The sequence below is a fragment of the Streptomyces sp. ISL-99 genome (assembly GCF_018614005.1).
Classification (GTDB): domain Bacteria; phylum Actinomycetota; class Actinomycetes; order Streptomycetales; family Streptomycetaceae; genus Streptomyces; species Streptomyces flavidovirens.
Window position 1 is genome coordinate 1 of the sequence record NZ_JAGGPC010000055.1, and the last position, 12,798, is coordinate 12,798.

The window sequence follows — 12,798 nt, forward strand, 5'->3', positions numbered from 1 at the left end:
CGGCCCGACCGTCTCCCCGGCCCATTCCCCCATCACCACGAGAAAGAGTCTGGCCCCACCGCGCACGCGGCGGGGCCAGAACCCAAGATCTTCACGAGCCTTCTAGGCCGGACGCGTCGAATGTCCGCGTCCGGCCCAGGTGCGGCGCTCCGGTGGAGGCGCCGGGTGTGCGTCCTCAGGAACGGTCAGGAACTCTTGCCCCGGCTGGACATCGCGTCGCGCATCCGGTCCACGAGTCCCATCCCGGGAGCCAGCAGCTTGTTGGCCGGCGGCTGGTCCGGGGCGGACGGGTGCGGACGGGTCGGCGCCATCTTCTTGGCCTGCCGGACCTTGTCCCCCAGGTCGTTCAGCATCTCGGCGGAACAGGCTTCGCGCAGCCGGGGGAAGAGGTTGTTCTCCTCGTCCAGGATGTGCGTTCTGATCTCCGTCATCAGCTTGCCCACGAGCATGTCGAACTGCGGGTCGTCCGCCTCGTAGCTCTCCATGTCCTTCATGGTCTGCTCGGCCTCGGCGTGGTCCTCCAGCTCCTTGTCCGCCAGCGCGTCGCCGCCCGGGATGTGCTTGCGGACCGCCGGGTAGAGGTACGCCTCCTCCGCCACCGAGTGCCGGACCAGTTCCATGGTGACCTGGTCCGCGTACACCTTCCGCTGGCTGTCGCCGGCCGGAAGTTCCTCGATATTGGTGAACAGCTCCTCCACTTCCTGATGGTCAGTGGTCAATTCCGAGATGACGTCTCCGCCGTGTCCCATGGTGTCGCTCCTCTGTGTGGTTGATGTGGCCCAGGCCACTGTCCGGTCGTGACCCGCGCCATTTCCCCGCGGAAATCCGGGGGGTAGCGTTCCGGACTTCTCTCCCGATGAATTCGGACGGCCCGGACATGCCCGCAGATCTCTCCCCGCTGATAGCGGCGACAGCTCAGTGGCTGACCCGCGCCTATCCGCCGGGAGGCGGCGCGATGGACTCCGCTCTGTGCGAGGCGCAGGCGCGGCAGGCGGTGACGGTCGCGGCCTGGCTGTGCTACCCGACCCCCATGGACGCCGCGCTGGTCTCGGTGGCGGGGCCCGGGGGCTCTGCCCGGCTCGACTGGGTCACCGGGGCCGACGGCGCGGCCGCCGACCCGGGCCCGGACGCGTACGCCTGGCGTACGTGGGTCGACGAGGTCGTGGCGAGCTGGGCGGCATGCCTGCTCAGCGCCCCGGAGCTGGCCGCGGCCGCGGTCACCGCGCTGGCGGACTCCCGGCACGCGGACAGCCCGCCGGTCGAGTTCCGGCGCCTGGTCGCGCCCGACGCACGGGACCGGCGGGCCGCCGCCCTGCTGCGGCACCCCGACCTCCTCGCGCCGGTAGCCGGGCTCCACCACGACCGGCTTCTCGACCGCCTGAAGCCCGGGCCGGCGCTGACCGCCTGAAACCCGGGCCGACGCGGACCGGCTGAGGGGAGCCGGTCCGGCTGGGGCAGGATTACTTGCCGACTTCCTTGTTGATGGCCGCGGGGGAGTCGTACTCCTTTTCCGGCAGAGCTTCGAGCGCTTTTGTGATCTCGCGGCTGGCGCGGTTGTTCTTCGCCGTCTCGACGATCTGCTTCTTGGACGCGGGGTAACTCACGCCGCCGAGGGACTTCTGCATTTCGATCGGGTTCACGTTCATGGGCCGATATATGCCACGGCCGCTGTGCGCGGATACCTCCCGCCGACCCTGTCACCGCGATGGAGCACAGCGCGCGACCGCCCGCTAGGCCTCGCGCCGCAGAGAGCCCCAGACACCTTCCTGCCGGGCGACTTCGTCAGCGGCCTCTTCGATCACCCGTACGTCGATCCAGCCCACCGGCTCGACGTCCCCGACCAGCGGCTCGTTGTCGGGGCCCCGGCCCGTCTCCAGGCCGCGCAGCGCCCAGGGGTGCACGTCCGGGCCCTTCTCGCGCGGCAGATGCGAGTAGTCGTGCAGCCTGCGGGCCACCCACACCTTCACCGGCCGGTCCTCCCACCACGGCTCGACGTCCAGGGAGTTCGCGCTCAGTCCCGGCATGGGGACACCCGTCAGATCGTCCCGGCTCGACACCGATTCCAGGTCCGCCGCGGGACCGCGTGACCAGCGTACGTACAGATGATCATGGCGTTCGACGAGGGCGGTCAGGTCGTCGAGCGTGCGCAGAACAGGCAGGTCGTCCGGGGTATTCATGCCAGTACTCACTCCTCGGCACGTGCGCTTTGTCATCCCTTGTGAACCGTAGGCATTCATGTGCACAAAGGGGAAACCGGTAACCCCTGGCACGGAGCAAGCGCTGCGGAAGCCCGAGACCCCTCACTCTCCGTGCGTCACTCGGATGCTCTACATCACCGCGCCGCATGCCGCGCGGGGGCCGACTCTGATCGGAGGCTCACCCCTCGGGTCGGAGGAGATCGAAATGAACGCCGCTTTCTCACGGGACTGGGAACACGCCGTCGTCACCGGCGGTGCGGGCTTCGTCGGTTCGCACCTGTGCACCGCGCTGCTGGACGCGGGCACCGCCGTCACGTGCGTCGACGACTTCAGCACCGGCCGGCCCGAGAACATATCCGCGCTGCTCGACCGCCCCGGATTCACCCTGGTGCAGGCGAACGTCTCGGAGCCGTTCGACGTCGGACGGCCGCCCGATCTCGTACTGCACTTCGCCTCCCCGGCGTCCCCCGCCGACTACCTGCGGCTGCCGCTGCACACCATGGAGGCCGGCAGTCTCGGTACACGCAACGCCCTGGCCCTCGCGCACGGCGCCGGAGCCCGCTTCCTGCTCGCCTCCACCTCAGAGGTCTACGGCGACCCCCAGCAGCACCCGCAGAACGAGCGGTACTGGGGCAACGTCAACCCGGTCGGCCCGCGCAGCGTGTACGACGAGGCCAAGCGCTTCGGTGAGGCGCTGACCACCGCCGAGGCCGACGCCCAGGGCACCGACACCGGCATCGTGCGGCTCTTCAACACCTACGGGCCCCGCATGCGCGGCTACGACGGCCGCGCCGTACCGACCTTCATCCGCCAGGCGCTGGCCGGCGAGCCGCTCACCGTCACCGGCGACGGGCTCCAGACCCGGTCGCTGTGTTACGTCGACGACACCGTGCGCGGCATTCTCGCGGCGGCGGCCCACGGCATGCGCGGTCCCGTCAACATCGGCAACCCCACCGAGATCACCATGCTCGAACTGGCGCGGCTCGTCATCGAGCTCACCGGATCCAGCTCCGAGATCTGCTTCATCGAACGGCCGACGGACGACCCCGCCGTGCGCTGCCCGGACATCACGCTGGCCCGCGACAAGCTCGAATGGGAGCCGCGCGTGCCCGCCGAAGAAGGCCTGCGACGCACCATCGCCTGGTATCGCGCCCACATGGACAGCTGATCCGGCCGAACGCCCTCCCGCCCGCGCCCCTGGCGCGACCCGGCTTCGCCCCGATTCGCCGAAAGGCCTGGGACCCCCATGCGCATCCTCGGAATCAACGCTCTTTTCCACGACCCCGCAGCCGCCCTCGTCATCGACGGCCGGACCGTCGCCGCGGCGGAGGAGGAGCGGTTCTCGCGGCGCAAGCACGGCAAGCGGCCGGTGCCCTTCTCCGCCTGGGAACTGCCTGAGAAAGCCGCCGCCTGGTGCCTGAAGCGCGCGAACCTGCGCCCGCAGGACCTCGACGCGGTGGCTTACTCCTTCGACCCGGAACTCGCCAGGGCCGCCGAGGCCATGGGCCTGGACGACCCCTGGGACCACCTGCGGCTGACGTACGCCCGGCAGGCCCCCGCGTTCCTCAAGGCCGCCCTGCCCGGTCTCGACCCCGCCATCGTCCGGTTCGTACCGCACCACATGGCACACGCCGCGTCGAGCGCGTTCGCCGCGTCGGACGCCGAGACGTCGTCGGTACTGGTCCTCGACGGCCGGGGGGAACGCGCCTCGCACCTCGCCGCCCGCCGGATCCAGGGCCGCCTGGAGGCGTTCCACGCACAGGACCTGCCGCACTCGCTGGGACTGGTCTACGAGGAGCTCACCGAGCACCTCGGATTCCTGCGCTCCTCCGACGAGTTCAAGGTCATGGCGCTCGCCTCGCACGGCACGCCGCGCATGCTGCCCGAGCTGCGCCGCCACGTGTATCCCACCGGCGACGGCGGGTTCCACGCCACGGCGGTGCCCTGGCACGAACTGTGCGCGCCGCGCGGCCCGGACGAGCCGTGGACCCAGGACCACGCGGACGTCGCGGCCAGCGCCCAGGCCGTCCTGGAGGAGACCCTGCTCGACCTCGTGCGCTGGCTGCACGGCAAGACGCACGACAGCGTCCTGACCCTCGCCGGAGGCGTCGCGCTCAACTGCGTCGCCAACTCCCGGATCGCCCGCGAAGGCCCCTTCTCCCGCGTGTGGGTGCAGCCCGCCGCAGGTGACGCCGGGACCGCGCTCGGCGGCGCCCTGCTGCTCGCCGCCTCAGGAGGGGACGAGCCGGAGCCCATGGCCGGCGCGGACCTCGGCCGCGACTGGTCGGACGCGGAGCTCGGAGCCTGGCTGAAGACGGCGGCCGTGCCGTTCGACCGGCCGGCGGACATCGCCGCGACCGTGGCCCGCGCGCTGGCGGACAACGCCATCGTGGCCTGGTTCCAGGGCCGCTCGGAGTACGGACCCAGGGCGCTCGGCCACCGCTCGCTGCTGGCGCACCCCGGCCACGCGGGCAACCTGGAACGGCTCAACGACGTCAAGGGCCGCGAGCAGTTCCGGCCGGTCGCGCCCATGGTGCTGGCCGACCGGGCCCCCGAGATCTTCGACGGCCCGATGCCGAGCCCGTACATGCTGTTCGTCCACGACGTGGCCGAGGACTGGCGCGGCCGCATCCCGGCCGTCGTGCACGTCGACGGCACCGCCCGCATCCAGACCGTGGACCCGGCGACCGAGCCGCTGGTGGCCCGGATGCTCGGCGAGTTCGAGCGGCTCACGGGCCTGCCCGTGGTGGTCAACACCAGCCTCAACACGGCGGGCAGGCCCATGGTCGACGACCCGCGCGACGCACTGGAGTGCTTCGGTTCCTCGCCCGTGGACCTGCTGGCGATCGGCCCCTACGCGATCCGGCGCGGTGAGTTCTTCCACTCGTCGGACACGTACAACGACGGGGCGACGCGATGACTCCGTACGAAGAGAAGACGGCGGCCCCCGCGTACGCCGTGGTGATTCCGACGCTCGGACGCCGCAGCCTGAGCACGTGCCTGCGGGCCCTGGCCAACGCCACCGGGCCGAAGCCGGCCCAGGTGGTCCTCGTCGACGACCGGCGCGAGCCCGGCGGCGTACCCCTGCCGGTCGAGATCCCGGAGACCCTGCGGTCCGTCACCACCGTGGTGGCCGGCCGGGCGCGGGGGCCGGCCGCGGCGCGCAACATGGGCTGGCGGGAAGCCGGGCCCGTGCCGTGGGCGGTCTTCCTGGACGACGACGTCGTGCCGGGCCCGACCTGGGCCGAGGACCTCGCCAGGGACCTGGCGGCGGCCACGTACCGGACCGCCGCGGTCACCGCGCGCATCACGGTGCCGCTGCCGGCCGACCGGCGGCCCACGGACTGGGAACGCAACACCGCCGGTCTTGCCACCGCGCGGTGGATCACCGCCGACATGGCCTACCGCCGGGAAGCGCTCGAAGCCGTCGGCGGCTTCGACGAACGCTTCCGGCGGGCCTTCCGCGAGGACGCGGACCTCGCGCTGCGGGTGCTGGCGGCGGGCTGGACGGTGCACGCCGGAAAGCGCGGCACGGTCCATCCCGTCCGCCCGGCCGACCGCATGATCTCCGTACGCCTCCAGCGGGGCAACGCGGACGACGTGCTGATGAACCGGCGGCACGGCCGGGACTGGTGGACCCGCGCGGACGCGCCACGCGGGCGCCTGCGTCGTCACCTCGCGGTGACCGGGGCCGCCGTGACGGCGCTGTCCTGCGCCGTGCTCGGCCGACGCGGCGCGGCCGCGGTGTGCGCCGCCGGATGGCTGGCCGGTACCGCCGAGTTCGCCTGGGCGCGGATCGCGCCGGGGCCCCGGACCCGGGACGAGGTCGCAACCATGGCACTGACCAGCCTGCTCATCCCGCCCGCCGCCACGTGGCACTGGCTGCGCGGCCACGCCAAGTACCACCGGGCACTGCCGCTCGGCCCGCACGAAGTCGCGGCCCCGCCGCGCGCCCCGCGCGAGCCGGTCCAGGTACGGGTGCGCCCATGACCTGCCACCCCGGGCCCCGGCCGACGGCGGCCGCGCCGGCATCCGCGAGCGGCCCCTGGCTGTTCCACGGGCCGCTGGCCGGACGCCCGGACGCGCGCTGGGCCGGACCCGGTGGCTCCCGCCCGGACGCGCCGCAGGGACCCGACGATCCGGCGAACTGCGCCCCGAACGCGTTGTCGGTACCGGACTGGCCTCGGGCCGCCTGCCCGGACGGGCGCTCCGAGGCCCGTCCGAAGGCGCCGTCAGGCTCGGACGTGCTTCTGGATGTACGCCCGGAGGGAAGCGTGGGCGCCCGCCCGGACGAGCTCTCGGCGCCGGCCTGGGCTCCGGCCGCCTGCCCGGACGGGCTCAGTGGCGCTCGCCCCGAGGGAAGCCCGGGCGCTCGCGTCGACGGCCGTGCGGACGTGCTCCCGGAGCCCGGGGGCTGTGGGGTTCCGGAAGCGGTGCTCTTCGACCGGGACGGCACGCTCGTCGTCGATGTGCCGTACAACGGGGACCCGGCGCGGGTCGAGCTCATGCCGTTGGCGCGGGAAGCCGTTGCCGCCGTGCGGGCCCGCGGGATTCCGGTGGGGGTGGTGAGCAATCAGTCGGGCGTGGCGCGGGGGCTGTTGACCCGCCGCCAGGTCGAGGCCGTGCAGCGGCGGGTGGAGGCTCTCGTCGGGCCGTTCGCGGTCTGGGCGGTCTGTCCGCACGGGCCGGACGACGGCTGCGGCTGCCGCAAGCCCGCGCCCGGTCTCGTGCTGGCCGCCTGCGCACGGCTCGGCGTGTCCGCCGCGCGCACCGTCGTCATCGGGGACATCGGCTCCGATGTGGAGGCCGCCCGCGCCGCCGGCGCGCGCGGTGTGCTCGTACCGACCGCCGTGACGCGTCCCGAGGAGACCGCGGCGGCCGGCGAGACGGCCACCGACCTGCTCGAGGCGGTGCGGCTGGTGCTGTCCGCCGACGCCGCCCACCGGACGGTGGGCTCGCGATGACCGCTCCCCGGACGCTCGTCGTCCGCCTGGACAGCGCCGGCGACGTACTGCTCGCCGGTCCCGCCGTCCGGGCCGTCGCCGCCGGATCCTCGCACACCGCCCTGCTGTGCGGGCCGCTCGGCGTCCAGGCGGCGCGGCTGCTCCCCGGTGTCGACGAGGTGCTGGTGTACGACGCCCCCTGGGTGGGGGTGGAGCCCGCGCCCGTGACCCGCGAGGCGACCCGGAAGCTTCTGGAGACGCTGGCCGCCCGCCGCTTCGACCGCGCCCTCGTACTCGTCTCGTACCACCAGAGCCCCCTCCCGGCCGCCCTGCTGCTGAAACTCGCGGGCGTGCGATGGACGGCCGCCGACAGCGAGGACTACCCCGGCGCCCTCCTCGACCTGCGGCACCACCGGCTGCCCCACCGTCACGAGGCCGAGGCCGCCCTCGACCTGGCGCGGGACGCCGGCTTCGTGCTGCCCCCCGGCGACGACGGGACGCTGCGCATCAGCGCCCCGCCCGACACCACGCACCTGACCGGATCCGGCCCGTACGTCGTCCTGCACCCCGGCGCCGCCGTCCCGGCCCGCGCGTGGAGCGCCGCACGGGCCGCACGGGCCGCCGCCGCACTCAGCGCCGAGGGCCACCGGGTCGTCGTGACCGGCGGCCGGGCGGAGAAGGACCTGACTGCCGAAGTCGCCGGACAGCACGCCCTCGACCTCGGCGGAGCCACCGACCTGCACCAGCTGGCCGGGGTCCTCGCCGGAGCCCGCGTCGCGGTGGTCGGCAACACCGGCCCCGCGCACCTCGCCGCCGCCGTCGGCACGCCCGTCGCCTCCCTGTTCGCGCCGGTCGTCCCGGCCGAGCGCTGGGGCCCGTACGGCGTACCCCACGTCCTGCTCGGCGACCAGGACGCGCCGTGCGCCGGGACCAGGGCGCGGCGCTGCCCGGCGCCGGGGCACCCCTGCCTCGACGGGGTCGCCGACGCGGAGGTGCTCGCCGCCGTGGCAGCGCTCGGCGGCCGTACGCGGCCCGAAGCGGGCTTCCAGGCGGTACCGGGCGGCGTATCCGAAAAGGAACGAGGAGGAGCGAGCGCATGAACATCCTGCTGTGGCACGTACACGGTTCCTGGACCACGGCGTTCGTCCAGGGACCGCACACCTATCTCGTTCCCGTGACACCCGGCCGCGATCCCGACGGGCTCGGCCGGGCCCGTACCTTCACCTGGCCCGACTCGGTACGTGAGATGACGCCCGAGCAGCTGCGCGACGCGCCGGTCGACCTCGTCGTCCTCCAGCGGCCGCACGAGATGGAACTCGCCGAACGCTGGCTGGGCGGGCGCCGGCCCGGCCGCGACGTACCCGCCGTGTATCTGGAGCACAACGCGCCGGACGGCGACGTCCCGGACACCCGCCACCCGTTCGCGGACCGCGACGACCTGATGCTCGTCCATGTCACCCACTTCAACCGGCTGTTCTGGGACAACGGCTCGACGCGCACCGAGGTGATCGAGCACGGCATCGTCGACCCCGGCCACCAGTACACCGGCTGGCTCCCGCGCGCCGCCGTCGTCGTCAACGACCCGGTCCGACGCGGCCGTTACACCGGTACCGACCTGCTGCCCGCCCTGTCCGAGTCGACGCCGCTGGACGTCTTCGGCATGCGGACGGAGGGCCTGGCCCGGCACCTGGGCATACCCGACGACCGGTGCCACGCCACCGACCTTCCCCAGCGTGAGATGCACGCGGCCCTGGCCGAGCGCCGGCTGTATCTGCACCCCGTGCGCTGGACGTCGCTCGGTCTGTCCCTGCTGGAGGCCATGCACCTGGGCATGCCCGTCGTGGCGCTCGCCACCACGGAGGCGGTCGAGGCGGTCCCGCCCGGCACCGGGACGCTGTCCACCCGGCCCGAAGTACTGGCGCGCGCCGCCCGGCACTACCTGGAGGAGCCGGAAGCCGCGGCCGAGGACGGTGCGCGCGGCCGCCAGGCCGCACTCGAACGGTACGGGCTCAAACGCTTCCTGAACGACTGGGAGCGCGTGATGACGGAGGTGCGCTCATGACATCCCTCGGCCTCATCAGCGTCGGCGTCGGCGCCAACACCGCCGCCCTGTCGGTCGCGCTCATCTCCGAGCACGCGAGCCCGCTCGCCGTCCTCGGCGGAGTGGACGCGGGCGGCCAGAACGTCCATGTCGCGCGCCTTGCGGGCGCACTCGCCGACCGAGGTCACAGCGTCACCGTCTACACCCGGCGGGACGCGCGCGACCTGCCGGACCGGGTGCCACTGCGAGCGGGCGTCGAGGTGCACCATGTGCCCGCGGGACCGCCGGAGCAGATCCCCAAGGACGAACTCCTGCCCCACATGCTGGCGTTCGGCCGCTACCTGGCCAGGGAGTGGCAGGTACGGCCGCCCGACCTCGTCCACTCGCACTTCTGGATGTCGGGGCTCGCCGCGCTCCACGCCACGCGCGAACTGCGGCTGCCGCTCCTGCACACGTACCACGCCATCGGAACGGTGAAGCGACGCCACCAGCGGCGCGCCGACACCAGCCCGCCCGCGCGGATCGCCTGCGAACGGGAGGTGGGCCTGGGCTGCGACCGCATCGTCGCCACCTGCCGCGACGAGGTCGCCGAACTCGGCCGGATGGGCATTCCCGCCGGCAAGGTCAGCGTCGTACCGTGCGGCGTCGACACCGGTGAGTTCACGCCGTACGGTCCGGTCGCGGACCGGGACAGTACCTACCGGCACCGGCTGATCCAGCTCGGCCGCCTGGTCCCGCGCAAGGGCGCCGCCGTCTCCATCGGCGCGCTGGCTGCTCTGCCCGACACCGAACTCCTGATCGTCGGCGGGCCGACGGCCGACCGGCTCGACGACGACCCCGAGGTACGCAGGCTTCGCGGCATCGCCCAGGACGCCGGGGTAGCCGACCGGGTGCGCTTCATGGGCGGCGTACCGAGCGAGGACGTGGCGCCGCTGCTGCGGACCGCCGATGTGGTGCTGTGCCCGGGCGACTACGAGCCGTTCGGCATCGTGCCGCTGGAGGCGATGGCCTGCGGCAAGCCGGTCGTCGCCAGCGGGGTGGGCGGGCAGCTCGACACCGTCGCCGACCCGGCCACCGGACGGCTGGTGCCGCCCGGCGACCCCGAGGCCCTCGCCCACGCCGTCGGCGAACTGCTGGCCGATCCCGCGCTGCGGGAGGCGTGCGGGGAGGCCGGCCGCCGACGGGTGCTGAGCCGTTACGGCTGGGCGAGAGTCGCGGCGGCCACCGAGTCCGTGTACTGCGAGGTGCTCGCCCCGCAGCCCGCCGTCACGGGGGCGCTCTGAACCCCGGATCCGTCCGCCGCAGCGTTCCCGACCGCGCAGCACCGATGTCCGAAGGAGGTGCGGGTCCGGCCGTCGTCCCGCGGACGCGGTACGCCCGACCAGCATGAACGAATCCCTTGTACTCGACGCGGCGCACCGGCACTGCCAGTCACTGCAGGACGCGCTCACCGGCATCCGGCACCAGAGCCTCGGCACGCTCGCCGCCTGGGGCGCCGAACTCGCCGCCGTACTGCCCGTCGGCGGCCGGCTGCTGGCCGCGGGCAACGGCGGCAGCGCGGCCCAGGCCCAGCACCTGACCGCCGAGCTGGTGGGACGCTACCGGCAGGAGCGCCCCGCCTATTCGGCCATCGCCCTGCACGCCGAGACCTCCAGCGTGACGGCCATCGCAAACGACTACGGGTTCGACCAGGTGTACGCCCGCCAGGTGTCCGCCCACGGCCGCCCCGGCGACATCCTGGTCCTCCTGTCGACCTCCGGCCGCAGCGCGAACCTGATCACGGCGGCGGTGACGGGCCGCGCGGCGGGGCTGCGCGTATGGGCGATGACGGGGCCGGGCCCCAACCCGCTGGCCGAGGCGGCCGACGAGGCGCTGTGCGTCGACGCCGGCACCACGGCGACCGTGCAGGAGGCGCATCTCGTCGCCGTACACCTGCTGTGCGAGTGCTTCGACGCGGCGGGCGGGGCGCCCGCACCGGCCAAGGCCGCGGCCCGGCCCGTCGCAGCGGACCGGAGGATGTCATGACCGCGCGCAAGCCGCTGGTGGTCGTCGGGGACGTACTGCTCGACGAGGACATCGAAGGCGTCTCCACCCGGCTGTCCCCGGACGCACCCGCCCCCGTCGTCGACGTGACCGGCGACCAGAGCCATCCCGGCGGCGCCGGGCTGGCCGCGGCGCTGGCCGCCCGGGGCGGCCGCGAGGTGATCCTGGTGACCGCGCTCGGCGACGACCCGGCCAGTGAAGCCGTACGCCGTGCCCTGCGCGGCCGGGTCCGGCTGGTGGAGATCCCGCTGGAAGGCACCCTGCCGGTGAAGACGCGCGTACTGGCCGGCGGCCGTCCGCTGGTGCGGATCGACCGCGGCGGCGGAACACCCGGCGAACCGGACGACGCGGTGCGCGAGGCGCTCGCCCAGGCACACGCCGTACTCGTCGCCGACTACGGCAGGCACACGGCGAGCGCCGTACGCCCGCACCTGGAGGCCGTGGCCCGCCGCACACCGCTGGTGTGGGACCCCCACCTCAGGGGCGACGACCCGGTGCCGGGGGCGAGGATCGTCACCCCGAACGGCGCGGAGGCCTGCGCCCTCAGCCCCGCCGACGGCCAGTCCCTGCGGGCCTACGCCCGGCGCGGAGCCGACCTGGCGGAGCGCTGGCGGGCGGCGGCCGTCGCCGTGACGCTGGGGGAGCGCGGCGTCCTGCTGACCCGGCCCGGCGCCGGTACGCCGATGCTCGTCCCGGCGCCGTACCGCGCCCAGGGTGACCCGTGCGGCGCCGGTGACTGCTTCGCCGCCGCCACGGCGGCGGCGCTGGCGGACGGGCTGCTCCCGGAAGAGGCCGTGCAGCGGGCCGTCGCCGAAGCCGCCGCCTTCGTCGGCGCGGGCGGCGCGGGCAACCCGGCGCTGTGGCGGACGGAGTCCGCGTCCGGCCCCGACGAGGAGGCGCCGGAGACGGACCCGTTCGCGCTGGCGGAGCGGGTCAGGGCGCGCGGCGGCACGGTGGTCGCGACCGGCGGCTGCTTCGACCTGCTGCACGCCGGTCATGTCGGGCTGCTGGAGAGTGCCCGGCGTATCGGCGACTGCCTCATCGTGTGCCTCAACTCCGACGCGTCGCTCGCGCGCCGCAAGGGGCCGGGGCGCCCGCTCAACCCGGTGGCGGACCGGCTGCGCGTCCTCGCGGCGCTCGGCAGCGTCGACGCCGTCGCGGTGTTCGAGGAGGACACACCGGCGGCGCTGCTCAGCCAACTGCGGCCCGACGTCTGGGTGAAGGGCGGCGACTACTCCGTCGAAGACCTTCCCGAGGCGGAGGTGCTGCGCGCGTGGGGCGGACAGGCGGTCGTACTCCCTTACCTCGTAGGCCGCTCCACCACGCTGCTGGCCCACCGGGCGGCGCAGGCGGCCGTACGGGTGCGGCCGTCCGCGCCCTGACGTCAACGACGAGAGGCATCCATCGACATGAGTGCCGAGAAGCGGACACAGCCGCTCACGCGCGGCGGCGACGCCCGGCCGCGCGTGCTGGTACTGCGGGCGCTCGGGCTCGGCGATCTGCTGACCGCGGTGCCCGCCCTGCGGGCGTTGCGGCGCCGCCTGCCCGGCCACGAGGTGGTGCTGGCGGCGCC

General features: G+C 74.0%; 13 protein-coding genes. 10 read left to right on the forward strand and 3 right to left on the reverse strand.

What is annotated here, in order from left to right; all coding sequences use genetic code 11:
- Window positions 1-185: 185 nt before the first annotated feature.
- Window positions 186-749, reverse strand: coding sequence for a hemerythrin domain-containing protein (locus J7E91_RS29255; RefSeq protein WP_214909688.1), 564 nt, complete (start codon window positions 747-749; stop codon window positions 186-188).
- Window positions 750-877: 128 nt separating this feature from the next.
- On the opposite strand from J7E91_RS29255, the gene J7E91_RS29260 reads away from it, so the two are divergent.
- The gene (locus tag J7E91_RS29260; RefSeq protein WP_214909689.1) at window positions 878-1,408 is read left to right on the forward strand and encodes a hypothetical protein; all 531 of its coding nucleotides are present in this window, start codon (window positions 878-880) and stop codon (window positions 1,406-1,408) included.
- A gap of 52 nt (window positions 1,409-1,460) precedes the next feature.
- On the opposite strand, the gene J7E91_RS29265 is transcribed toward J7E91_RS29260, so the two are convergent.
- Window positions 1,461-1,646, reverse strand: coding sequence for a DUF2795 domain-containing protein (locus tag J7E91_RS29265; RefSeq protein WP_214909690.1), 186 nt, complete (start codon window positions 1,644-1,646; stop codon window positions 1,461-1,463).
- A gap of 84 nt (window positions 1,647-1,730) precedes the next feature.
- Window positions 1,731-2,177: a DUF6098 family protein gene (locus tag J7E91_RS29270; protein ID WP_214909691.1), complete on the reverse strand. Its 447-nt coding sequence runs from the start codon at window positions 2,175-2,177 to the stop codon at window positions 1,731-1,733.
- Between the two features lie 226 nt (window positions 2,178-2,403).
- Between J7E91_RS29270 and J7E91_RS29275 the strand changes: the two genes are divergently transcribed.
- From J7E91_RS29275 to rfaE2, 9 genes are all read left to right on the forward strand, one after another.
- Window positions 2,404-3,366: an NAD-dependent epimerase/dehydratase family protein gene (locus tag J7E91_RS29275; RefSeq protein ID WP_214909692.1), complete on the forward strand. Its 963-nt coding sequence runs from the start codon at window positions 2,404-2,406 to the stop codon at window positions 3,364-3,366.
- Between the two features lie 78 nt (window positions 3,367-3,444).
- Window positions 3,445-5,118, forward strand: a complete 1,674-nt coding sequence (locus J7E91_RS29280; RefSeq protein ID WP_214909694.1) for a carbamoyltransferase C-terminal domain-containing protein — start codon at window positions 3,445-3,447, stop codon at window positions 5,116-5,118.
- Window positions 5,115-6,188: a glycosyltransferase family 2 protein gene (locus tag J7E91_RS29285; protein ID WP_214909696.1), complete on the forward strand. Its 1,074-nt coding sequence runs from the start codon at window positions 5,115-5,117 to the stop codon at window positions 6,186-6,188. Before J7E91_RS29280 ends, J7E91_RS29285 begins: the two co-directional genes overlap by 4 nt.
- Window positions 6,185-7,162, forward strand: a complete 978-nt coding sequence (locus J7E91_RS37410; RefSeq protein ID WP_374224795.1) for a D-glycero-alpha-D-manno-heptose-1,7-bisphosphate 7-phosphatase — start codon at window positions 6,185-6,187, stop codon at window positions 7,160-7,162. The genes J7E91_RS29285 and J7E91_RS37410 overlap by 4 nt, the downstream gene beginning before the upstream one ends.
- On the forward strand, window positions 7,159-8,241 hold the full coding sequence (locus J7E91_RS29295; RefSeq protein WP_214909697.1) for a glycosyltransferase family 9 protein: 1,083 nt from the start codon (window positions 7,159-7,161) through the stop codon (window positions 8,239-8,241). The genes J7E91_RS37410 and J7E91_RS29295 overlap by 4 nt, the downstream gene beginning before the upstream one ends.
- Window positions 8,238-9,203, forward strand: a complete 966-nt coding sequence (locus J7E91_RS29300; RefSeq protein WP_214909698.1) for a glycosyltransferase — start codon at window positions 8,238-8,240, stop codon at window positions 9,201-9,203. Before J7E91_RS29295 ends, J7E91_RS29300 begins: the two co-directional genes overlap by 4 nt.
- Window positions 9,200-10,465 carry a glycosyltransferase gene (locus J7E91_RS29305; protein WP_214909699.1) on the forward strand — a complete coding sequence of 422 codons (1,266 nt, stop codon included), beginning with the start codon at window positions 9,200-9,202 and terminating at the stop codon, window positions 10,463-10,465. The genes J7E91_RS29300 and J7E91_RS29305 overlap by 4 nt, the downstream gene beginning before the upstream one ends.
- Before the next feature lie 103 nt (window positions 10,466-10,568).
- Complete coding sequence (locus J7E91_RS29310; RefSeq protein ID WP_214909700.1) at window positions 10,569-11,207, forward strand: SIS domain-containing protein; 639 nt, start codon at window positions 10,569-10,571, stop codon at window positions 11,205-11,207.
- On the forward strand, window positions 11,204-12,607 hold the full coding sequence (gene rfaE2, locus J7E91_RS29315; RefSeq protein ID WP_214909701.1) for a D-glycero-beta-D-manno-heptose 1-phosphate adenylyltransferase: 1,404 nt from the start codon (window positions 11,204-11,206) through the stop codon (window positions 12,605-12,607). Before J7E91_RS29310 ends, rfaE2 begins: the two co-directional genes overlap by 4 nt.
- Window positions 12,608-12,798: the final 191 nt, after the last annotated feature.